A 21025-nucleotide genomic window follows, 5' to 3' on the forward strand; every position below is an offset into this window, starting at 1 on the left:
GCTCCGGGTCAGATGCCCCAGCGCGCCTGGCCGATACGATCGGCCAGCAGCTCGGGAGTCAGGGGTTGGGGACGCCGCACCAGGGCCGCGTGGAATTGTTCGAGGGATTCGTGGAGGCGCTGCTCCAGCGCCGGGGTCAGGGCGACGCCGGTCTCGGTGTAGCTGACCTGGCTGTCGTCGGCGAAGACGCCATTGAGGATTTCCTGGGCCTTGAGCGCCGAGAGCACCGGCTTCAGTGCATAGTCGATGGCCAGCAGGTGACCGCTGGAACCGGCGGTGGCCAGGGGCAGCACCACCTTGTGGGTCAGGGCCCGCTCGGGCAGCAGGTCCAGCAGGGTCTTGAGGGCGCCGGCCAGGGAGGCCTTGTACACCGGGGTGGCGATCACCAGGCCATCGGCGGCCTGCAGCTGGGCGATCAGTTCCACCACCGGCGGGCTGTCGAAGCGGGCGCCGATGAGGTCGGCGGCGGGAAAGTCCCGGATACGCCAGCGCGACAACTCCACGCCACGCGTCTGCAGCCAGTTCGCCGCCAGATCCAGCACACCGGTAGAACGCGAACGCGCTCCCGGACTGCCCGCCAAAGTCACCACCTGCATCGCCGCCTCCAGGATAAAAAGGAGCGGTGTCGCGCCGCTCGAAAAGGATTGAGCGGACCTTAGCAAGGGGCACTTATTCCCTAAAAATACCCTTTAGGCACTTGGTTATAACCAGAAAACAAAAACCCCGGCCAGGGCCGGGGTTTTCTTGTCACCAGAGGTGTCAGCGATTGGGCTGCGGGGTCAGGCGCAGATAGGGCTTCACTGCGGTGTAACCCTTGGGGAAACGCCGCTTGAGCTCTTCTTCGTCCTTGAGTGACGGCACGATGACCACGTCATCGCCATCCTTCCAGTTGCCCGGGGTCGCCACCTTGTGATTGTCGGTAAGTTGCAGGGAATCGATCACCCGCAGGATCTCGTCGAAGTTGCGTCCGGTACTGGCCGGATAGGTGATCGACAGCCGCACCTTCTTTTGCGGATCGATGATGAACAGCGAGCGCACCGTGAGGGTGTCGTTGGCATTGGGATGGATCATGTCGTAAAGGGTCGACACGCTGCGATCGGCGTCGGCCAGGATTGGAAAGCCCACGGCAGTGGCCTGGGTTTCCTCGATGTCCTTGATCCAGCCCTGGTGCGATTCCAGACCGTCCACCGAGAGGGCGATCACCTTGACGTCGCGCTTGGCGAATTCGTCCTTGAGCTTGGCGGTGAGGCCCAGTTCGGTGGTGCAGACCGGGGTGAAGTCGGCCGGGTGGGAGAAGAGCACGCCCCAGCTGTCGCCCAGCCAGTCGTGGAAGCGGATGCGACCCAGGCTGGAATCCTGTTCGAAATCGGGGGCGATATCGCCCAGACGGATGGTCATTGGCAGTTCTCCTGATGCAGGTAGGGATAGCGGCACTATGCCGCCCATCAGCATGGGCGGGAAAGATCGGATCACGCTGTGGTTATAACGCGAAAGATGGCCCATCCAGGGCCATCCATTAGCGGCTACACCCTGTGCCGCGTGATCATCCTCACAATTTCGTCGCGCTTTTTCCACCCAAGCGCAGCGGCCGCTAGGGTGCTACACCTAAGGAAGATCGACGGACCGCAATTCGGCCGAACGGGGCAACCCGCAGCGCTCGGCATGGTCTGTTGGCAAGACGAGGAGGAGATTCTCATGTTCGGCAAACGCAATGACGACCCCGGTGCCAGCACCCATTTCCGTAGCGAGCGCGTCAGCGTGGTCAACGGCCAATTCTTCTTCACCACCCGCGAGGGCACCCTGGAAGGCCCCTTCTTCAGCCGCGAAGAAGCCCTCAACCAGATCGATCGCTATGTCGAGCGGCTGCAGACCGCCCAGGGCCTGATGCGCCAATCCGTCAGCAACGTCTGACCGCCTGCCCTCGATCCTTTAGACTGCGCGCCCTGAACTCCAGGCCGCGCCGCTCATGACCGATTTCCAGCACGCCCAGCTCGACTGGGACGCCTCCGGGCAACCCCTCTCCCGCGCCTATGGCGATGTCTACTTTTCCCGTGCCAGCGGCCTGGAAGAAACGCGCTACGTCTTCCTGCAGCAGAATCGCCTGGGCGAGCGCTTCGCCGCGTTGACGGCAGGAGAGGTCTTCACCATCGGCGAAACGGGCTTTGGCACCGGCCTCAACTTCCTCTGCGCCTGGCAACTGTTCGAGGCCGTGGCGCCCAAGGATGCGCGCCTGCATTTCGTCAGCGTCGAGCGCTTTCCGCTGACCGCCGCCGATCTCGCCCAGGCACTGAACCTCTGGCCGGAACTGGCCGCCTACAGCGCGGCGCTGCAGCGGCAGTACCAGGCTATCCATCCGGGCTTCCAGCGGCTGGTCCTGGGAGACGGGCGCATCACCCTCACCCTGCTGATCGGCGATGTGCTGGAGCGCCTGCCCGAGCTGGATGCCCGTTGCGACGCCTGGTTCCTAGATGGCTTCGCCCCGGCCAAGAATCCCGAGATGTGGACGCCCGCGCTGTTCGCCGAGCTGGCACGGCTGTCCCATGCCGGTACCACCCTGGCCACCTTCACCTGCGCCGGCTTCGTCCGTCGCGGGCTGAACGAGGCCGGCTTCGCCATGGCCAAGGTGCCTGGTTTCGGTCACAAGCGGGAGATGCTGGCCGGCGTGCTGGAACGTCCCAATACCCTATCCCAGGTGCCCTGGTATGCCCGGCCACCGCGCCCCCAGGGACCGCGCACGGCACTGGTCATAGGCGCTGGTCTCGCCGGATGCGCCACCGCCGCCAGTCTTGCCCGCCGCGGCTGGCAGGTCAGGGTCGTCGAACGCCATGGCGCCCCAGCCCAGGAAGCCTCGGGCAATCCCCAGGGCGTGCTCTACCTCAAGCTGTCCGCTCACGATACCCCGCTGAGCCGACTGATCCTCGACGGCTTCGGCCTGACCCTGCGCGAGCTCCAGGCCCTGCCTCCGGGCGCTGCCTGGTCCCCCTGCGGGGTGCTGCAACTGGCGCTGACGGCCAAGGATGCCCAACGCCAGGCGCAACTGGCGGCGCACTTCCCCACCGATCTACTGCAGCCGCTGGATAGGGAAGCCGCCAGTAACAGGGCGGGAATCGATCTGACGGCGGGCGGCCTGTTCTTTCCGGAAGGGGGCTGGGTGCATCCGCCCGCTCTGTGCCAGCACTGGCTGGCCCATCCAAATATCGAGCTGGTCACCCATACCGAGGTGACTGCGCTGCGGCAAACCAAGCACGGCTGGCAGGTCAGCACCCGAGGGGCAACGCTGGAAGCGACGGTGGTCGTGGTGGCCAGCGCCGCCCAGGCCAGGACGCTGCTGCCTGACCTGCCGCTCAAGGCCATTCGTGGACAATTGTCCACGCTGCCGGAAACGCCAGCCAGCCAGCCACTGGCAACCGTGGTCTGCGGCGAAGGCTATCTCGCGCCGGCGCGTGACGGTCAGCATTGCCTGGGCGCCAGCTTCGTCTTCGACCGGGACGATACCGAGCCCAGTCAGGCGGAACACCAGAGCAATCTGCAGCTGCTCGCCGAGCTGTCACCCGAGCTGGCCGCCGGCTATCAGGCCGAGGCCCTGGACGGCCGGGTGGCCTTTCGCTGCACCTCGCCTGACTACCTGCCCCTGGTCGGCCCGGTCGTGGATCAGGACCGTTTCGCCCAGCATTACCAGGCGCTGACCTATGACGCCCGCCAGGTGCCCGAGCAGGCAGCACCTTGGCGTACCGGGCTCTATGTGAATCTGGCCCACGGCTCACGCGGGCTGGTCACCACCCCATTGGCCGCCGAACTGCTGGCGGCCTGGCTGGAAGACGAACCCCTGCCAGTGGCACGACGGGTGGCCGACGCCTGCCATCCCAGTCGCTTTCCCCTGCGCCGGCTGATTCGCGGCGGCTAGATGATCGCCAGCGGACTCTTGGCTTGGGGCGGTGGGAAGGCGCCATCGAGCAGGGCGAAGTCTTCATCGCCCAGACGCAGATCCAGGGCCCGCGCATTCTCTTCCAGATGTCCGGCGTCGCCGGCCTTGGGAATGGCGATCACGCCCGGCTGACGCAGTACCCAGGCCAGGGCGATTTGCGCCGGGGTGGCCTGATGCCGTTCGGCCAGGGTAGCCAGGGTAGGGTGTCGCAGCAGATCGCCACCCTGCCCCAGCGGACAATAGGCCATCAGCGGCATCTGCTGACGCTGGCACCAGGGCAGCAGGTCGTGCTCGATGCCGCGCTGCTCCAGGTTGTAGAGCACCTGATTGGCGCTGCAGCGGTCGTCGTTCAGCTCCAGCATGTCGCTGGTGTCGAGGTTGGACACGCCCCAGTGACGGATCTTGCCTTCGTCGCGCAGCTTCTCCAGCGCCATGACCGTCTCGATCAGCGGCACCTGGCCGCGCCAGTGCAGCAGATAGAGGTCGATGACCTCGGTGCCCAGGCGCTTCAGGCTACGTTCGCAGGCCAGGGGTACGCCCGCTTCGGTGGCGTTCTTCGGATAGAACTTGCTCACCAGGAAGACCTCGTCACGCCGTCCGGCGATAGCCTCACCTACCAGCTCCTCGGCGCGGCCTTCGCCATACATCTCGGCGGTGTCGATCAGGGTGAGTCCCAGGTCCAGCCCCTGGCGCAGGGCACTGACCTCCTGGCGGTGCAGGTCGGCGTTTTCGCCCATGCGCCAGGTACCCTGTCCCAGCGCCGGAACGGTAGTGCCATCGGGCAAGCGAACGGTTTGAGCGGTATTCATGGACGCATCCTTCTCATGGGGTGTTGCCGTTAGAACGCCAGCGCGACGCCGATTCTCCCGGTCATCCGCCAAACGGCAGCCAACGCCTTCCCACAGGCCCTGTGACCTGACGTCGCACTGGTAAAGTACGCCTATAAGGATTCCAAGAATAACCACCAGGACCTGCCATGAAACCGTCGATCCTGGGCCTCTGCGCCCTGCTCTCCGCTGCCCTGCCCATGACGTCCAGCTACGCTGACGTCATTACTCTGAGGTTTTCCCATGTGGTGGCACCGGAGACCCCCAAGGGCAAGGGGGCTCAGCTGTTCCAACAACTGGTGGCGCAACGCCTCGCCGGTCAGGTCCAGCTGGAGGTGATGCCCAGCGGCACGGCCTTCGACGACGCCAGCGAACTGCAAGCCCTGCAGGACGGCAAGGTCGATATCCTGGCACCGGCGATCAGCAAGCTCACCGACCTCAGCCCCAAGCTCAAGCTGTTCGACCTGCCCTTCCTCTTCGAGAGTCGCGCGGCCCTCGATCACTTCCAGGCCCGCCCCAGTGGTCGCCAGCTGCTGCAGAGCCTGGAACCGGCCGGCATCATCGGCCTGGCCTACTGGCCCAACGGTCTCAAGCAACTGTCGGCGCGCAAGCCCTTGCGCGAACCCATCGATGCCAAGGGGCTGGTGTTCCGCATCCAGAATTCCGAGGTCTTGCAACGCCAGTTCGAGGCCCTCGGCGCCACGGCGGTCAAGCTGCCCTTCAACCAGACCCTGCAGGCGCTCACCAGCGGCACCGTCAATGCCACCGAGAACACCTGGTCCAACTACTGGAGCCAGCGCCTCGACCAGCAGCAACGCTATTTCACCGAAAGCAATCACGGCGCCCTGGACTACCTGCTGATCGTCAAGGCCGACCGTTGGCGTACCCTACCCTTCGCCGTGCGCAGCACCCTGGAGGAGATCATCGACCAGGTGACCTTCGAGGTGAAGAAGCAATCCGAGGCGGAAAACCAGCGTGATCGCGCGCGTATCGCCGCCGCGGGCGGTAGCGAGATCATCACCCTCACCCCCGAGCAACGGACGCACTGGCGTGAGGCCATGCGTCCGGTGTGGCAGCGCTACGAAGGCGAACTCGGCGCCTCCCTGCTCAAGGCCGCCGAGAACTCGAACTAGAACCGTTGCTGCGGCGGCTCGGCCCAGCGGCGCAGGGGCAGGCTACCCGGCTCACGGCACTGCAGATCGCGAAAGGGGCCGGCGACTCGGACCCAGCCCGGCCCTGGCGGCGTCTGGGTACAGAATTCCTGACCGTCCGCGTTGCTCCGCCAGCGCCAATAGGCCGCTGGCTCGGCGAAGGCCTCGGTGCCCAGCAGACCCAGCACAATGATCGCCAGACGCCTGCCAGCGGCCCGTCGGAACCTCTCGTGCGATAACCGTGTCGATTTCAGGGTAAGCCTCCCGAATTCGCACAGGATCTCTGCCATGTCGCTGTCCCTCTTGCGTAGCAAACCTACCCTCCTCGCCCTGGCTCTGGTGGGTGCCGGCCTTGCCCTGACCGGCTGTGCCCGCGATCCGGAAAAACGTTCACTGGGCGCCGAGGCCGTCAGCAATGCCAAGAGCATGGCGCGCACCGATGCCGACATGCAGAAGGTGCTGAACAAGTACGCCAGCTTCGATCCCAAGGCTGTGGAGAAACTCACTGCCCAGGAGGCACGCAAACAGCCTACCATCGCCGATGCGGTCAAGGGTGTCCTGCAGGACCAAGGTCGTCCCACCCAACCCGAGGCGCTGGTGCCTGGCGTGACCAGCGTCGACCGCGCCGTGGACGGTGCTGCCGGGGTCCTGCCGGCGCGCATCTATACCCCCGAGGGCCAGGGTCCTTTCCCAGTCATCCTCTACTTCCACGGCGGCGGCTGGGTGTTCGCCGATCGCAACGTCTACGACGGTGGTGCCCGGGGCCTGGCCAAGCAGGCCAATGCCATCGTGGTCTCGGTGGATTATCGTCAAGCGCCAGAATACAAATTTCCAGCGGCCCACGACGACGCCCTGGCCGCCTACCGTTGGGTGACCACCCATGCCGGCTCGCTCAATGGCGATCCCCAGCGTCTGGCCCTGGCCGGTGAAAGCGCGGGTGGCAACCTGGCGGTAGCGACCGCGGTCGCCGCGCACAAGGCCGGTCTCACCGCACCCAAGCACGTACTGTCGGTCTATCCGGTGGCCCAGACCAACACCCACACCCCATCCTATGAGCAGTACGACGACGCCAAGCCGCTCAATCGACCCATGATGCTGTGGTTCGTCGAGCAGGTGACCCGTTCGCCCGCGGACCTCAAGGATCCACGCCTGGATCTGACCAAGGCCGATCTAGCCGGCCTGCCGCCGGTGACCATCGTCAATGCCGAGATCGATCCCCTGCGTGACGACGGTGGCTTCCTGGAGACCGCCCTGCGCCAGGCTGGCGTCCAGGTGGAGCGCAAGGTCTATCCAGGCGTCACCCATGAGTTCTTCGGCACCGCTGCCGTGGTGCAAAAAGCCAAGGACGCCCAGGCCTATGCCGGCAGCCGCCTCAAGGCCGACCTGGGCAAATAATCGCAGCTCGCTCGTCCTGACCACCGCCGGCCCCGTGCCGGCGGTGTGCATTCAGTCAGGAAATAATAGCGGCCCTGCTTCGCGCATGAAGATCTCACAGGTCTTGGGCCCTACCCCCTTCAGCCGCTGCAGACGTGACTCGAAATCCACACGGTCCGTACTGGCGTCACGCAATCTCACGAAGCTGCCGCCATACTCCTCCTGCAGTTGGTGACAGACGTCCAGCAGGCGCGTCGCCGTGCTCTCGTCATAACGCCGGTAATGCCCTTCGCCGAGATAGCCGACCAGTTGCCGCCAGCTGAGATCGAGCAGCTTGCGCGGCGTGTCGCGACCGTACTGGCGATAGAGCACCGTCCAGGCCTGGGCGGCGATGCCTTGGGAGATGCGCTTGCCGAACAGGTAGCTCGCCAGGAACCAGCCAAATAGCGCCGGTTCGTCGTCCACCGCCAGCGTCAGGCCGAGATCGGCCGCTGAAGTCGTCTTGCTCAAGCCGTATCCCTCGCGTAGGCGTCTTGCCTAGGGAGGATCTCGCACGGCTGAGGTTCGAAAACAGCGACAGCCGGCAGGCTACTGGCGAATCACCTGGCCGCGTTGCGGCGCGAGGCGCGCCAGCAGGGCATTCTGTGTCCGCTCCGGGATGCCCTCACGCTGCATGGCCAGTTGCAGGTCTTCTACCAGCGCATTGAAGTCGGCGGGTTGCAGGTTCAGACCGCGATGACTTTCGGCCATGCTTGCCCCTTCATAGCGACAGGGACCGCCCGCATCAGCGCAGAATTTCTGGATGAGCAGACTGCGCAGGCGCGCGATATCGACATTGGCGAAGTAGTGCCGGATCCGCCCGTCACGCGCTACATTGAGCAGCATGCCCTCGACGATCCGGGTGATGCCGGGCTGGCCACCCAGCTCCTGATAGAGCCGATCACTCGCCGGCGGCTGGGCCGTGCACCCCAGCATCAGCAGCAGCGCAACCAGTACCAGCGTTTTCCCCTGCATCAGTAGCTCCCCTGCAACGACAGGTATAGACCCTGCTGATCGTCCAGGGTGGCGATCTCGCCCAGCCAGGCATAGGCCAGCACCAGCGACAGGTGTTTGTTGGGGAAATAGCCGACGAAGGTATCCACCCAGTCACTCTCCCGGGTGAAGGACAGATTCTGCGGCTTCTCGCGATACTCCATGCCCACCGCCCAGCGAGGATTGAAGAACACCGCGGCCGAGCCCTCCTTGAGCCATTGACGGCTGTCGTTGCGATCGCCGCCGAAGCCCAGCAGCCCCATCTCGTTGGCGCGGCTGTACCTGAGACCGACGTTGATCAGGAGGTTGTAGCCGAAGGCGCCACCCAGCAACAGCCGACTGGCGCCCAGGTAGCCCTCGACATCGCTGTCGCGCCGCGCGCCCACGGCAGCAGGAATGCCGAAATCCCGTTGATGCTTGTACTGCACGCCCAGGGCGATCTGCGGTAGCCGGTCGTAGATCAGGTCACCCGCCAGGCGCACCTTGGCGCCGACGATGTCCTGGCTGAGGCTGTCTTCGGTAAGATTCAGCCGTCGGCGCAGGGTCGGCATATCCAGCCGCTGCCGCGCATAGGAAACCTCCAATCGATTGTCGTAGGCAACCGCCAGGCCGGCCGCATCGAGCCGGTAGTCACCCGTCCACACCCGGCTGGCGAAGGCGGTCGCGCCGGGCTGGCCGCTTTCGCCATAGCCACCGATCACCGCCCAGGGCGTGATGCCACCGCCCGCGGCGCCTTCCAGACTGCTGGCTCCCCCAGTAGCCAACAGCTTGCCGCCATCTGCCTGGACGCCGGTCGCCAGCAGCAGCCCGGCCAGTAGCCAGCCGCGGCTCATGACAGCGCTTCCAGCACCGGCATGCTCTGCCGTTCCATCCAGGCTTCGAATTCAGCGGCCGGCACGGGACGGCTGATGTAGTACCCCTGGATCACATCGCACCCCCAACTGCGCAGCAGGGCCAGCGCCCGGGCCTCCTCGACGCCCTCGGCGACCACCTCCAGGCCCAGGTTGTGGCCCATCTCGATGGTCGAACGCACGATGACGGCGTCATCGTTGCCCGGCGCCAGCTCCTTCACGAAGGACTGGTCGATCTTCAATTCGTCCACCGGCAGCCGCTTGAGGTGCGCCAGCGACGCCTGGCCGGTGCCGTAGTCGTCCACCGATAGCCGGATGCCGAGGATGGACAGCCGCGTCAGCAGCGCGATGGCGGCTTCGGGATCGGCCATGATGGCGCTCTCGGTGATCTCGAAGGTGAGCTGCCGCGCCGAGACGCCGGCGTCATCGAGCCAACCCATCACCCGCTCGGGCAGCTGGGTATCGGCAAGATCCACCGCCGAGACGTTCAGCGACACCTTTACCTCGCGGCCCTGGGTCTGCCAGAGCGCCAGCTGCCGGATCGTCGCCTGGATCACCCAACGGGTGAGTCCGGCCATGCTGCCGCTGCGTTCGGCCAGAGGAATGAATTCGCCCGGCGAGACCATGCCCAGCTCGGCATGGCGCCAGCGCAGCAAGACTTCGGCCTGGTGCGGTCCGCTGCCCTGCAGGGCCACCTTGGGTTGGAACACCAGCATCAATTCACCCCGCTCGCCCGCCAGCGGCAGATCCTGGACCAGTTGCAGACGCCGCTGCTGGGCCGCATCGCGCCCTTCATCATAGACACGCAGGCGATCCGGCAACTGCCCGGCGTCGAGCATGGCACTGCGCGCCCGCTCGATCAGCTGGTTAGGGTCGTCGCCGTGGCGCGGATACTCGACGACGCCGATCCGGCAACTGAGGCGGAACAACTGCCCTTCCCACTCGATCGGCTCGGCCAGCGACAGGCGCAGCTGCTCGGCGAGTCCCACCGCGCCCTCCAGGCCCATGCGACAGGCCTGGACGAGAAATTCGTCACCTACCGGGCGCGAGACGCAGCCCCGGCCGGCCAGCAGCACCTGGGCGCGCTCGGCCACCATCCTAAGGATGCGATCGCCCCCGGCGACCCCGGCGCTCTCATTGATCGCCTGGAAACCATCCAGCCCCAGGTACAGCAGCGACACCTGGGACTGGGTGGCGATAAAGACCCGCAGCCGCTCCTCGGCCAGCAAGCGATTGGGCAGACCGGTCAGGGCATCGTGCAGGGCATTGTGATTGAGGCGCTGCTCACGCTCGGCGATTCCCTGGCGCATCTCCTCGAGCACCTGCGCCAGCCGACCGAATTCGTCCTGCCGCGGCACCTCCACCTTGACCGCGTAATCGCCCTGGCCGATCCGCCAGGACATGACCGACAGCTGCCGCAGCGGCTGGGCCAGGTTGCGCGCCAGCCATAACGCCCCCAGCAGCGCCGCCAGCAGCGCCCCTCCGGCGATCAGCGCCAGCTGCCTGAGCAAGGGCTCGAACTCCGCCAGGGCGACGTCGAGCGCGCGCAGCAGATAGACGTACACCGGATGGTCCTGGGTCCCCAGGGTCAATCGCTTGACCTGATAGAGCCGGCCACCCAGGGTCAGCTGCCAACCGTCGCCGGTCCCTGGTGCCCGCGCGAGTTCCTGCACCAGCTGCCGCCCCTGCTCGTCCGGCAGGGTACTGGCCATGAGCGCGGCTTCGCCAAGGAAGACCACGTCCAGGTTGATCAGCGAGCGAAACTCCTGGGCCATGGCCTGATCCATGGCAAAGCTCATCACCACCTGGGCGATGGGCAAGGGCGCGCGGACCGGAACGGTGACCCGCAACTGTGGCAGGCCGGTGCCCGCCAGCACACAGCTGCCGTCATTGACCGCCCCCACCGCGCCGGGGAGGCGCTCGCCTTCGCTGTGCGCGGCCACGGTGCTGGCGATCAACCGACCGTCCATATCCAACAGATAGGTATCGCCCGCGCCGACCCGGGCGCCATGATTGGCCAGCACCGAGCGCAGCGTCGGTACATCGCCACTGGCCACGGCGTCGCGAAAGCCGAAATCGGCGGCGAGCACGCGCACGGCGTCGTTCAGCCGCCGGCAGCGGCCGTCCAGTACCTGGCGGAACACCCGCGCCCCGGTATCGAGCTGGTCATAGGACTGCCGTACGGCACTGGCCTCGGTGGCGGCCTTGACCGTCAGATAGACCAAGGTGATGACCACCAGCATCAGCAGGAAGAGACTGCCGGCGATGCGGGTCTGGAAACTATGGATGAGTTTCATCGTGCGTGGCCTTGTGGAAGGCATCCTCGAAAGCCGAGCTCGCCGGTTCCGCCGGCTGCGGCTTCGGCTGAATCGCCAGCTGGAGTTTCAGGGTCACCGGCTTGCCCGCCACGTCCAGTGCGGGCTGGGCAACTTCCTGCTTGTCGCTGAGGTCGGGATGCCAGAGCGCCAGCTGATAATGACCGTCCGGCGCCTCCAGGCGGGCGCGGCCCTGGCTGTCGGTCACGGCGGAGCGCCCGGCAGCGGTCACATAGACGTAGCCCACCATCCAGTCGTGGATGTTGCAGCCCACCACCACCACGCCCGGCTGGTCGAACACCACCGGGGTGCTGGGAATCCCGTGATAGAGCGGCAACTCGAAGCGCTTCGGGCTGGAAAAGGAATAGACCTGGTGGCGGATATCATCGGTATTGGGAAAGCTCACCGCCGTCCCGGTGGCGACTGCCAGGACATGGGGGACGAACCGCCGATTCTGCTGGTCGATGGCCGCCGGCTGCCGCTCGGGCACCAGCCCCTGGCCCGACAGCATCACCACGGCATCGGCCAGGGGAGCGCCCTGGCTGTCGACCACCTGTACCGCGACCTCAGCCGCCTGTGCCGTCCCCAGGCCCAAGGCCAGCCATCCCGCTACCACCCAATGCTTGTTCACCCGCTGCTCTCCACCGCGCGCCTTTCGGATCTCTCGCCGGCTTTGCGGCGTGACCTCAGCTTTAGCGGCAGTGCCGGGGGAATCTTTATCGTGGCAGCGACCACTCGTTGCGCCGACCGTCGCACTTCGAGCGGTACCCGGCGGTCAAGAAGGACAGATCTTTGCCTGCGTTGAAAAACCAGCGCCCTCGCCCCATGTTGGCCCTACATCCAAGCCCAAGGTACGCCAATGAGCGATCAGGATAACCAAGCGGACATTCTCAGCGAAGAAGCCGGCCAGACCGGCCTGGTGCTGCCCGGCCAGAATCTTCCCGACAAGCTCTACGTCATTCCCATCCACAACCGGCCCTTCTTCCCGGCCCAGGTCCTGCCCGTCATCGTCAATGAAGAGCCCTGGGCGGAAACCCTGGAACTGGTGGCCAAGACCGACCACCACTGCCTGGCGCTGTTCTACATGGAGCAGCAGCCCGGCGATGCCGAGGGCTTCGATCCCGACCAGCTGCCGCAGCACGGCACCCTGGTGCGCATCCACCATGCCACCCGTCAGGACGGCAAGCTGCAGTTCGTCGCCCAGGGGCTGTCCCGGGTGCGTATCCGCGGCTGGCTGCGTCGGCAGCGCCCACCCTATCTGGTGGAAGTCGAACACCTGCGCCCCAGCCCCGATCCCAGCGACGAGGTGAAGGCCTACGGCATGGCGCTGATCAACGCCATCAAGGAGCTCTTGCCGCTCAATCCGCTCTACAGCGAAGAGCTGAAAAACTATCTCAATCGCTTCAGCCCCAACGATCCCTCGCCGCTGACCGACTTCGCCGCCGCCCTCACCACGGCGCCGGGCGACGAATTGCAGCAGGTGCTCGATACCGTGCCCATGCTGCAACGCATGGAAAAGGTCCTGCCGCTGCTGCGCAAGGAGGTCGAGGTCGCGCGCCTGCAGAAGGAGCTGTCCGCCGAGGTCAATCGCAAGATCAACGAACGCCAGCGCGAATTCTTCCTCAAGGAACAGCTCAAGCTGATCCAGCAGGAGCTGGGCATCACCAAGGACGATCGCAGCAGCGATATCGAAAGCTTCCGCCAGCGCCTGGAGGGCAAGATCCTGCCCGAGGCGGCGCAGAAGCGCATCGACGACGAGCTGAACAAGCTGTCCATCCTCGAGACCGGCTCGCCGGAATACGGCGTCACCCGCAACTACCTGGACTGGGCCACCGACCTGCCCTGGGGCGTTCATGGGCAGGACAAGCTCGATCTCAAGCACGCGCGCAAGGTGCTCGACCGCCACCACGCCGGGCTCGACGACATCAAGAATCGCATCCTTGAATTTCTTGCCGTGGGCGCCTTCAAGGGCGAAGTGACCGGCTCCATCGTGCTGCTGGTGGGTCCGCCCGGGGTGGGCAAGACCAGCATCGGCAAATCCATCGCCGAATCCCTCGGCCGGCCCTTCTATCGCTTCAGCGTCGGCGGCATGAGGGACGAAGCCGAGATCAAGGGCCACCGCCGCACCTATATCGGCGCCATGCCCGGCAAGCTCGTCCAGGCGCTGCGCGACGTCAAGGTGATGAATCCGGTCATCATGCTCGACGAGATCGACAAGATGGGCCAGAGCTATCAGGGTGATCCCGCCTCGGCGCTGCTGGAGACCCTGGACCCGGAACAGAACGTCGACTTCCTCGACCACTACCTGGATCTGCGCCTGGACCTGTCCAAGGTGCTGTTCGTCTGTACCGCCAACACCCTGGACTCCATCCCCGGCCCCCTGCTGGACCGCATGGAGGTCATCCGCCTCTCCGGCTATATCGCCGAAGAGAAGCAGGCCATCGCCAAGCGCCACCTCTGGCCCAAGCAGCTGGACAAGGCCGGGGTGCCCAAGGATCGCCTGACGCTCACCGACAGCGCCCTCAAGGCCCTGGTGGAAGGCTATGCCCGCGAAGCCGGCGTGCGCCAGCTGGAGAAGCAACTGGGCAAGCTGGTGCGCAAGGCGGTGGTCAAGCTCATCGAAGAGCCCAAGCTCAAGGTCAAGATCGGTGCCTCGGATCTCGAGGACTATCTGGGCATGCCGCCCTTCCGCAAGGAGCAGGTGCTGTCCGGGGTGGGCATCATCACCGGCCTGGCCTGGACCAGCATGGGCGGCGCCACCCTGCCCATCGAGGCGACGCGCATCCATACCCTGAACCGGGGCTTCAAGCTCACTGGCAAGCTGGGTGACGTCATGAAGGAATCCGCCGAGATCGCCTACAGCTACGTCACCGCGCACCTCAAGGACTTCAAGGGCGATCCGAATTTCTTCGATCAGGCCTTCGTTCACCTGCACGTGCCCGAAGGCGCCACGCCCAAGGACGGTCCCAGCGCCGGTGTCACCATGGCCTCCGCGCTGCTGTCGCTGGCCCGCAACCAGGCGCCGAAGAAGAACGTGGCCATGACCGGCGAGCTGACCCTCACCGGTCAGGTACTGCCCATCGGCGGGGTCCGGGAAAAGGTCATCGCCGCGCGACGGCAGAAGATCAGCGAACTGATCCTGCCGGAGCCCAATCGTGGTGACTTCGAAGAGCTGCCGGCCTATCTCAAGGAAGGCCTGACCGTTCACTTCGCCAAGCGATTCGCCGACGTGGCCAAGGTGCTCTTCTAGTCTGATCGCTCGACCTCTTGGGGTATGCTCTGCGTTTTGCCGTCATACCCCGGAGGTTTTCATGTCCAACCGTCTTCTGTTCTGCGGCTGTCTGCTCATGGCCGGCTGCAGCAGTACCCAGCCGAGTGGCAACCTCATCCTAGGGGACGACAGCGACTGCACCCCGCTGGTCATGCACACCGGCCAGGAACTTACCCTGACCCTGCCCAGCGATCCCACCAGTGGCTACCGCTGGACCATCCTCCAGCGCAGCGACAACCTCAAGCAACTTGGTCCGGAAGTCTTTCGCGAAAGGCGCCAGGATCAGGGCGGCATCGGCAGCGCCGGTCAGTCCCTCTGGCGCTTCCGCGCCCAGAGCGCCGGCAGCGCCCAGCTCGAACTCCAGGCGCGCCAGCCCTGGGATGCCGAAGCCGAAGCCCAGGCCCGCTTCGACTGCCGCATCGAAATCCGCTGACGCCACGTCCTGCAACGCCTGCCGGGGGTACAATGCCCCCTTTCGATTTTCCAGGTACCGCCCATGAGCGAAGCCGACCGTCTGTTCGCGTCGCCGCAGCCTCCTGCCGACTTCACCTTCAACGAAGACGTGGTGCGCGTCTTTCCCGACATGATCAAGAGATCCGTGCCGGGCTATCCCACCATCGTCGAGAATCTCGGCGTCATCGCCGCACGGTTCGCCCAGCCCCATAGCCGTCTCTATGACCTCGGCTGTTCCCTGGGCGCCGTGACCCAGGCCCTGCGCCGCCATGTCCGCGCCGAGGGTACCCGGGTGGTGGCCATCGACAACTCCACCGCCATGGTCACCCGCTGCCGCGAATACCTCAGCGCTCAGGACTCCATGCACGAGGAGTTGCTGCCGGTAGAAGTGGTGGAAGCCGATATCCTCGACGTCCCGCTCGAATCAGCCTCGGTGATCGCCCTCAACTTCACCCTGCAATTCATCGCCCCGAAACAGCGCCTGGACTTGCTCAGTCGGCTGCGCGCCAACCTGCTACCCGGTGGCGCCCTGCTGCTGTCGGAAAAGATCCGCTTTTCAGAGTCCCAGACCCAAGAGCTGCTCAACGGCCTGCACCTGGACTTCAAGAGAGCCAACGGCTACAGCGAACTGGAAATCGCCCAGAAACGTACCGCGCTGGAAAACGTCATGCTGACCGACACCCTGGACGAACACCGGGCGCGCCTGCAGGGTGCCGGTTTCACCACCGTCGTGCCCTGGTTCCAATGCCTCAACTTCACCTCCCTGATCGCCCTGCCATGACACCACCTGCCTACCTCGCAACCCTGCAACAAACGCTGGCGGACACCTCGCTGGCCGGCTGGTACCAGGGGCTCGAAAGCGTTCTGGCCGCCAAGTACGCCCGCGGCCATGGTGACCTGCAACGCTGGCAAGCTGGCGTCGACGCCCTGCCCGAGATCGCGGTGGAAGGTATCGAGCTGCGTGAGGCCGTGCGCCTCGCCGGTTTTCCTTCCGCGGAGCAGCACCAGGCCCTGCGCGAAGCGCTGCTGCAACTGCGACCTTGGCGCAAAGGCCCCTTCCAGCTGTTCGATCTTCATCTGGACACCGAATGGCGCTCCGACTGGAAATGGGACCGGGTCGCCCCCCATCTGGATCTGCAGGGCAAGCGCGTTCTGGATGTCGGCAGCGGCAACGGCTACTACCAGTGGCGCATGCTCGGCGCGGGGGCCAGCCTGGTCCTGGGCGTCGATCCCAATTGGCTGTTCCACTGCCAGTTCCAGGCCCTGCGGCGCTATCTCCCCGACCTGCCCACCTGGCACCTGCCGCTGACCCTGGAAGAGTTGCCTGCCTTGGACGGCGGCTTCGACACCGTCTTTTCCATGGGCGTGCTCTACCATCGCCGCTCGCCCATCGATCACCTGCTGGACCTGAAGAACTGCCTCGACAGCGGCGGTGAGCTGGTCCTGGAAACCCTGGTCGTCGAAGGCGATGCCACCACCGTCCTAGTCCCCGAAGACCGTTATGCCCAGATGCGCAACGTCTGGTTCCTGCCCTCCGCCGCCGCCCTGCAACTCTGGCTGCAACGCGCCGGCTATCGTGACATCCGCCTGGTGGATTTGACCCCTACAACGGTAGACGAACAGCGCTCCACCGAGTGGATGGGCTTCCAGTCGCTACCGGACTTCCTCCACCCCGAGGACCCCAGCCGTACCGTCGAAGGGCTTCCCGCCCCCTTGCGCGCCACCCTGATCGCCCGCAAACCCTGAACGCAAAAAGCCCGGCACATGCCGGGCTTTTTCTTGCTCTGTCTTTGTAGGTTGGGCTGAGCACAGCGAAGCCCAACATCCGGAAGCCAACCTCGCCCCCTCAACGCCCCGTCGCAGCTCGCTTGATCCCTGCAGCAGACCTGATCGTTGGGCTTCGCTGGACTCAGCACCAACCTACGCCGGTCCCTTGCCGCGCTTTAAACACGACAGCCCGGCACAGCCGGGCTGTCGGTGCTCTTACAGACCTCAAGCCGCAACCTGGCGGTCAGGTAGCCCTAAAGCGCCCAGCCGCACCGCCCCCGTCCCCTCTCCCCCGGGAGAGGGCTAGGGTGAGGGCAATCCCAAGCACCCTGGCGTCCGACCAAACTTTTCCCGCCCCAAAGACAACACCCCCGCCAGAATGAACTGAGCGGGGGTGCTGGGTGTTAGGCGCTTGACGATGACCTACTCTCACATGGGGAAACCCCACACTACCATCGGCGATGCATCGTTTCACTTCTGAGTTCGGGAAGGGATCAGGTGGTTCCAATGCTCTATGTTCGTCAAGCAATTCGGTTGGCTGGCCAGGCGTTGGAGCTGCCTGGCTGGCCTAATTGGGTCGGTGATCGAAGTAGACAACTCGTCTTGGGTCTTGCGAACCCACGCGCCGGTTTTCGGCGTCGTCTTCCTCACGCTCTGACCTGCGGTCAGATTGTTTGGGTGTTATATGGTCAAGCCTCACGGGCAATTAGTATCGGTTAGCTCAACGCCTCACAGCGCTTACACACCCGACCTATCAACGTCGTAGTCTTCGACGGCCCTTCAGGAAGCTCAAGGCTCCAGTGAGATCTCATCTTGAGGCAAGTTTCCCGCTTAGATGCTTTCAGCGGTTATCTCTTCCGAACATAGCTACCCGGCAATGCCACTGGCGTGACAACCGGAACACCAGAGGTTCGTCCACTCCGGTCCTCTCGTACTAGGAGCAGCCCCTCTCAAATCTCAAACGTCCACGGCAGATAGGGACCGAACTGTCTCACGACGTTCTAAACCCAGCTCGCGTACCACTTTAAATGGCGAACAGCCATACCCTTGGGACCGGCTTCAGCCCCAGGATGTGATGAGCCGACATCGAGGTGCCAAACACCGCCGTCGATATGAACTCTTGGGCGGTATCAGCCTGTTATCCCCGGAGTACCTTTTATCCGTTGAGCGATGGCCCTTCCATACAGAACCACCGGATCACTAAGACCTACTTTCGTACCTGCTCGACGTGTCTGTCTCGCAGTCAAGCGCGCTTTTGCCTTTATACTCTACGACCGATTTCCGACCGGTCTGAGCGCACCTTCGTACTCCTCCGTTACTCTTTAGGAGGAGACCGCCCCAGTCAAACTGCCCACCATACACTGTCCTCGATCCGGATAACGGACCAGAGTTAGAACCTCAAGGTTGCCAGGGTGGTATTTCAAGGATGGCTCCACGCAGACTGGCGTCCACGCTTCAAAGCCTCCCACCTATCCTACACAAGCAAGCTCAAAGTCCAGTGCAAAGCTACAGTAAAGGTTCACGGGGTCTTTCCGTCTAGCCGCGGATACACTGCATCTTCACAGCGATTTCAATTTCACTGAGTCTCGGGTGGAGACAGCGCCGCCATCGTTACGCCATTCGTGCAGGTCGGAACTTACCCGACAAGGAATTTCGCTACCTTAGGACCGTTATAGTTACGGCCGCCGTTTACCGGGGCTTCGATCAAGAGCTTCGCTTGCGCTAACCCCATCAATTAACCTTCCGGCACCGGGCAGGCGTCACACCCTATACGTCCACTTTCGTGTTTGCAGAGTGCTGTGTTTTTAATAAACAGTCGCAGCGGCCTGGTATCTTCGACCGGCATGAGCTTACGGGGTAAACCCTTCACCCTCACCGGCGCACCTTCTCCCGAAGTTACGGTGCCATTTTGCCTAGTTCCTTCACCCGAGTTCTCTCAAGCGCCTTGGTATTCTCTACCCGACCACCTGTGTCGGTTTGGGGTACGGTTCCTAGTTACCTGAAGCTTAGAGGCTTTTCCTGGAAGCATGGCATCAACCACTTCTCCTTCTAAAAGAAGGATCGTCATCAGCTCTCGGCCTTGACCGTCCGGATTTACCTAAACAGTCAGCCTACCACCTTAAACTTGGACAACCAACGCCAAGCTGGCCTAGCCTTCTCCGTCCCCCCATCGCAGTAACTAGAAGTACGGGAATATTAACCCGTTTCCCATCGACTACGCCTTTCAGCCTCGCCTTAGGGACCGACTCACCCTGCGTCGATTAACGTTGCGCAGGAACCCTTGGTCTTTCGGCGTGCGAGTTTTTCACTCGCATTGTCGTTACTCATGTCAGCATTCGCACTTCTGATACCTCCAGCAAGCTTCTCAACTCACCTTCACAGGCTTACAGAACGCTCCTCTACCGCATCACCAGAGGTGATACCCGTAGCTTCGGTGCCTGGTTTGAGCCCCGTTACATCTTCCGCGCAGGCCGACTCGACTAGTGAGCTATTACGCTTTCTTTAAAGGGTGGCTGCTTCTAAGCCAACCTCCTAGCTGTCTAAGCCTTCCCACATCGTTTACCACTTAACCAGGACTTTGGGACCTTAGCTGACGGTCTGGGTTGTTTCCCTTTTCACGACGGACGTTAGCACCCGCCGTGTGTCTCCCATGCTCGGCACTTCTGGGTATTCGGAGTTTGCATCGGTTTGGTAAGTCGGGATGACCCCCTAGCCGAAACAGTGCTCTACCCCCCAGAGTGATACATGAGGCGCTACCTAAATAGCTTTCGAGGAGAACCAGCTATCTCCGAGCTTGATTAGCCTTTCACTCCGATCCACAAGTCATCCCCTGCCTTTTCAACGGAAGTGGGTTCGGTCCTCCAGTCAGTGTTACCTAACCTTCAACCTGCTCATGGATAGATCGCCCGGTTTCGGGTCTATTCCCAGCGACTAAACGCCCTATTAAGACTCGCTTTCGCTACGCCTCCCCTATTCGGTTAAGCTCGCCACTGAAAATAAGTCGCTGACCCATTATACAAAAGGTACGCAGTCACCCAACAAAGTGGGCTCCCACTGCTTGTACGCATACGGTTTCAGGTTCTATTTCACTCCCCTCTCCGGGGTTCTTTTCGCCTTTCCCTCACGGTACTGGTTCACTATCGGTCAGTCAGGAGTATTTAGCCTTGGAGGATGGTCCCCCCATATTCAGACAGGGTTTCTCGTGCCCCGTCCTACTCGATTTCATTGATAAGAGCGTTTCGCGTACAGGGCTATCACCCACTATGGCCGCACTTTCCAGAGCGTTCCGCTACTCTCAAATCAACTTAAGGGCTGGTCCCCGTTCGCTCGCCACTACTAAGGGAATCTCGGTTGATTTCTTTTCCTCAGGGTACTTAGATGTTTCAGTTCCCCTGGTTCGCCTCTTAACCCTATGGATTCAGGTTAAGATACCTAGCTTATGCTAGGTGGGTTCCCCCATTCAGAGATCTCCGGGTCACAGGTCATTTGCCACCTCACCGAAGCTTATCGCAGGCTATCACGTCTTTCATCGCCTCTGACTGCCAAGGCATCCACCGTATGCGCTTCTTCACTTGACCATATAACCCCAAGCAATCTCGCCGGCGTCACAAGGACGCTACCGATCTGCAGGGCGTTAAATGAGTGAAGACGACATTTCGCCGAAAACTTGCGCTTGAGTTCGCAAGATTTTACCTTGACGACACTAACTGCCAGTGAAAACAGTTAATGCAGTCTACTTCTATCACTTTCCCAATTTTTTAAAGAACAGTTCTGATCAAAGACCAGAAGTCAGCATTTGCATCCTTCTCATTACCTGACGGTAGGGAGAAGTCAAAGACTCACTTCTGAGCTTTCAAGCAATCGCGTTAGCGGTAGGTGGAGATGGTGGAGCCAAGGAGGATCGAACTCCTGACCTCCTGCGTGCAAGGCAGGCGCTCTCCCAGCTGAGCTATGGCCCCATCGATTGGTGGGTCTGGGCAGATTCGAACTGCCGACCTCACCCTTATCAGGGGTGCGCTCTAACCAACTGAGCTACAGACCCAATCGTCTTACCTTGAG

At 63.2% G+C, this 21025-nt stretch carries 17 protein-coding genes, 2 tRNA genes and 2 rRNA genes; 8 read left to right on the forward strand and 13 right to left on the reverse strand.

Annotated features, from left to right (window positions below; genetic code table 11):
• Positions 1-8: 8 nt before the first annotated feature.
• Positions 9-596, reverse strand: coding sequence for an NADPH-dependent FMN reductase (ssuE, locus tag V6W80_RS18420; RefSeq protein WP_338545035.1), 588 nt, complete (start codon positions 594-596; stop codon positions 9-11).
• 163 nt (positions 597-759) lie between these two features.
• Positions 760-1398: a peroxiredoxin gene (locus V6W80_RS18425; RefSeq protein WP_338545036.1), complete on the reverse strand. Its 639-nt coding sequence runs from the start codon at positions 1396-1398 to the stop codon at positions 760-762.
• A gap of 297 nt (positions 1399-1695) precedes the next feature.
• Here V6W80_RS18425 and V6W80_RS18430 point away from each other — a divergent pair, with 297 nt between their 5' ends.
• Together V6W80_RS18430 and mnmC are read left to right on the forward strand one after the other, a co-directional pair.
• Positions 1696-1911: a DUF6316 family protein gene (locus V6W80_RS18430; RefSeq protein WP_059315913.1), complete on the forward strand. Its 216-nt coding sequence runs from the start codon at positions 1696-1698 to the stop codon at positions 1909-1911.
• Between the two features lie 55 nt (positions 1912-1966).
• On the forward strand, positions 1967-3904 hold the full coding sequence (gene mnmC, locus V6W80_RS18435; protein ID WP_338545037.1) for a bifunctional tRNA (5-methylaminomethyl-2-thiouridine)(34)-methyltransferase MnmD/FAD-dependent 5-carboxymethylaminomethyl-2-thiouridine(34) oxidoreductase MnmC: 1938 nt from the start codon (positions 1967-1969) through the stop codon (positions 3902-3904).
• Here mnmC and V6W80_RS18440 read toward each other — a convergent pair.
• On the reverse strand, positions 3901-4734 hold the full coding sequence (locus V6W80_RS18440) for an aldo/keto reductase (RefSeq protein ID WP_093255913.1): 834 nt from the start codon (positions 4732-4734) through the stop codon (positions 3901-3903). The two genes, mnmC and V6W80_RS18440, sit on opposite strands and share 4 nt — an antisense overlap.
• 167 nt (positions 4735-4901) lie before the next feature.
• Between V6W80_RS18440 and V6W80_RS18445 the strand changes: the two genes are divergently transcribed.
• Entirely contained in the window at positions 4902-5885 is a 984-nt protein-coding gene (locus V6W80_RS18445; RefSeq protein ID WP_338545038.1) for a DctP family TRAP transporter solute-binding subunit, read from the forward strand.
• Here V6W80_RS18445 and V6W80_RS18450 read toward each other — a convergent pair.
• Positions 5882-6091 (reverse strand): hypothetical protein, encoded by a 210-nt coding sequence (locus V6W80_RS18450; RefSeq protein ID WP_017639836.1) that lies wholly within the window; start codon positions 6089-6091, stop codon positions 5882-5884. The two genes, V6W80_RS18445 and V6W80_RS18450, sit on opposite strands and share 4 nt — an antisense overlap.
• Positions 6092-6191: 100 nt before the next feature.
• On the opposite strand from V6W80_RS18450, the gene V6W80_RS18455 reads away from it, so the two are divergent.
• The gene (locus V6W80_RS18455; RefSeq protein WP_156522384.1) at positions 6192-7298 is read left to right on the forward strand and encodes an alpha/beta hydrolase; all 1107 of its coding nucleotides are present in this window, start codon (positions 6192-6194) and stop codon (positions 7296-7298) included.
• A gap of 51 nt (positions 7299-7349) precedes the next feature.
• Here the strand turns inward: V6W80_RS18455 and V6W80_RS18460 are convergent, their stop codons facing one another.
• The 5 genes from V6W80_RS18460 to V6W80_RS18480 all read right to left on the reverse strand — a co-directional run bounded on the left by V6W80_RS18460 (position 7350) and on the right by V6W80_RS18480 (position 12106).
• Positions 7350-7787: a DNA methylase gene (locus tag V6W80_RS18460; protein ID WP_338545039.1), complete on the reverse strand. Its 438-nt coding sequence runs from the start codon at positions 7785-7787 to the stop codon at positions 7350-7352.
• Between the two features lie 78 nt (positions 7788-7865).
• Positions 7866-8291 carry a group I truncated hemoglobin gene (locus V6W80_RS18465; RefSeq protein ID WP_338545040.1) on the reverse strand — a complete coding sequence of 142 codons (426 nt, stop codon included), beginning with the start codon at positions 8289-8291 and terminating at the stop codon, positions 7866-7868.
• Positions 8291-9142 (reverse strand): DUF3034 family protein, encoded by an 852-nt coding sequence (locus V6W80_RS18470; protein ID WP_338545041.1) that lies wholly within the window; start codon positions 9140-9142, stop codon positions 8291-8293. Before V6W80_RS18470 ends, V6W80_RS18465 begins: the two co-directional genes overlap by 1 nt.
• Positions 9139-11457: an EAL domain-containing protein gene (locus tag V6W80_RS18475; protein ID WP_184285730.1), complete on the reverse strand. Its 2319-nt coding sequence runs from the start codon at positions 11455-11457 to the stop codon at positions 9139-9141. Before V6W80_RS18475 ends, V6W80_RS18470 begins: the two co-directional genes overlap by 4 nt.
• Positions 11441-12106, reverse strand: coding sequence for a methylamine utilization protein (locus V6W80_RS18480; RefSeq protein WP_338545042.1), 666 nt, complete (start codon positions 12104-12106; stop codon positions 11441-11443). Before V6W80_RS18480 ends, V6W80_RS18475 begins: the two co-directional genes overlap by 17 nt.
• Positions 12107-12334: 228 nt before the next feature.
• Between V6W80_RS18480 and lon the strand changes: the two genes are divergently transcribed.
• The 4 genes from lon to cmoB all read left to right on the forward strand — a co-directional run bounded on the left by lon (position 12335) and on the right by cmoB (position 16945).
• Positions 12335-14725 (forward strand): endopeptidase La, encoded by a 2391-nt coding sequence (gene lon, locus V6W80_RS18485; RefSeq protein WP_160924602.1) that lies wholly within the window; start codon positions 12335-12337, stop codon positions 14723-14725.
• 61 nt (positions 14726-14786) lie between these two features.
• Positions 14787-15179 (forward strand): protease inhibitor I42 family protein, encoded by a 393-nt coding sequence (locus V6W80_RS18490; RefSeq protein WP_160924603.1) that lies wholly within the window; start codon positions 14787-14789, stop codon positions 15177-15179.
• A 63-nt stretch (positions 15180-15242) separates the two neighbouring features.
• Complete coding sequence (cmoA, locus tag V6W80_RS18495; protein WP_160924604.1) at positions 15243-15980, forward strand: carboxy-S-adenosyl-L-methionine synthase CmoA; 738 nt, start codon at positions 15243-15245, stop codon at positions 15978-15980.
• Positions 15977-16945, forward strand: a complete 969-nt coding sequence (gene cmoB / locus V6W80_RS18500; RefSeq protein ID WP_338545043.1) for a tRNA 5-methoxyuridine(34)/uridine 5-oxyacetic acid(34) synthase CmoB — start codon at positions 15977-15979, stop codon at positions 16943-16945. The genes cmoA and cmoB overlap by 4 nt, the downstream gene beginning before the upstream one ends.
• A gap of 431 nt (positions 16946-17376) precedes the next feature.
• Here the strand turns inward: cmoB and rrf are convergent.
• The 4 genes from rrf to V6W80_RS18520 form a co-directional block, all read right to left on the reverse strand.
• Positions 17377-17492 (reverse strand): 5S ribosomal RNA (rrf, locus tag V6W80_RS18505).
• Positions 17493-17651: 159 nt separating this feature from the next.
• Positions 17652-20544, reverse strand: a 23S ribosomal RNA gene (locus V6W80_RS18510).
• 305 nt (positions 20545-20849) lie between these two features.
• Positions 20850-20925 (reverse strand) — tRNA-Ala (locus V6W80_RS18515).
• Positions 20926-20931: 6 nt separating this feature from the next.
• Positions 20932-21008: transfer RNA gene (locus tag V6W80_RS18520), tRNA-Ile, on the reverse strand.
• Positions 21009-21025: the final 17 nt, after the last annotated feature.

The organism is Pseudomonas benzopyrenica (assembly GCF_036884265.1).
Classification (GTDB): domain Bacteria; phylum Pseudomonadota; class Gammaproteobacteria; order Pseudomonadales; family Pseudomonadaceae; genus Chryseomonas; species Chryseomonas benzopyrenica.

Excerpts from the sequence above, each read along its gene's own strand:
- ssuE (WP_338545035.1), bottom strand. The coding sequence starts at position 596 with ATGCAGGTGGTGACTTTGGCGGGCAGTCCGGGAGCGCGTTCGCGTTCT.
- V6W80_RS18425 (WP_338545036.1), bottom strand. The coding sequence starts at position 1,398 with ATGACCATCCGTCTGGGCGATATCGCCCCCGATTTCGAACAGGATTCC.
- V6W80_RS18430 (WP_059315913.1), top strand. The coding sequence starts at position 1,696 with ATGTTCGGCAAACGCAATGACGACCCCGGTGCCAGCACCCATTTCCGT.
- mnmC (WP_338545037.1), top strand. The coding sequence starts at position 1,967 with ATGACCGATTTCCAGCACGCCCAGCTCGACTGGGACGCCTCCGGGCAA.
- V6W80_RS18440 (WP_093255913.1), bottom strand. The coding sequence starts at position 4,734 with ATGAATACCGCTCAAACCGTTCGCTTGCCCGATGGCACTACCGTTCCG.
- V6W80_RS18445 (WP_338545038.1), top strand. The coding sequence starts at position 4,902 with ATGAAACCGTCGATCCTGGGCCTCTGCGCCCTGCTCTCCGCTGCCCTG.
- V6W80_RS18455 (WP_156522384.1), top strand. The coding sequence starts at position 6,192 with ATGTCGCTGTCCCTCTTGCGTAGCAAACCTACCCTCCTCGCCCTGGCT.
- V6W80_RS18465 (WP_338545040.1), bottom strand. The coding sequence starts at position 8,291 with ATGCAGGGGAAAACGCTGGTACTGGTTGCGCTGCTGCTGATGCTGGGG.
- V6W80_RS18470 (WP_338545041.1), bottom strand. The coding sequence starts at position 9,142 with ATGAGCCGCGGCTGGCTACTGGCCGGGCTGCTGCTGGCGACCGGCGTC.
- V6W80_RS18475 (WP_184285730.1), bottom strand. The coding sequence starts at position 11,457 with ATGAAACTCATCCATAGTTTCCAGACCCGCATCGCCGGCAGTCTCTTC.
- lon (WP_160924602.1), top strand. The coding sequence starts at position 12,335 with ATGAGCGATCAGGATAACCAAGCGGACATTCTCAGCGAAGAAGCCGGC.
- V6W80_RS18490 (WP_160924603.1), top strand. The coding sequence starts at position 14,787 with ATGTCCAACCGTCTTCTGTTCTGCGGCTGTCTGCTCATGGCCGGCTGC.
- cmoA (WP_160924604.1), top strand. The coding sequence starts at position 15,243 with ATGAGCGAAGCCGACCGTCTGTTCGCGTCGCCGCAGCCTCCTGCCGAC.
- cmoB (WP_338545043.1), top strand. The coding sequence starts at position 15,977 with ATGACACCACCTGCCTACCTCGCAACCCTGCAACAAACGCTGGCGGAC.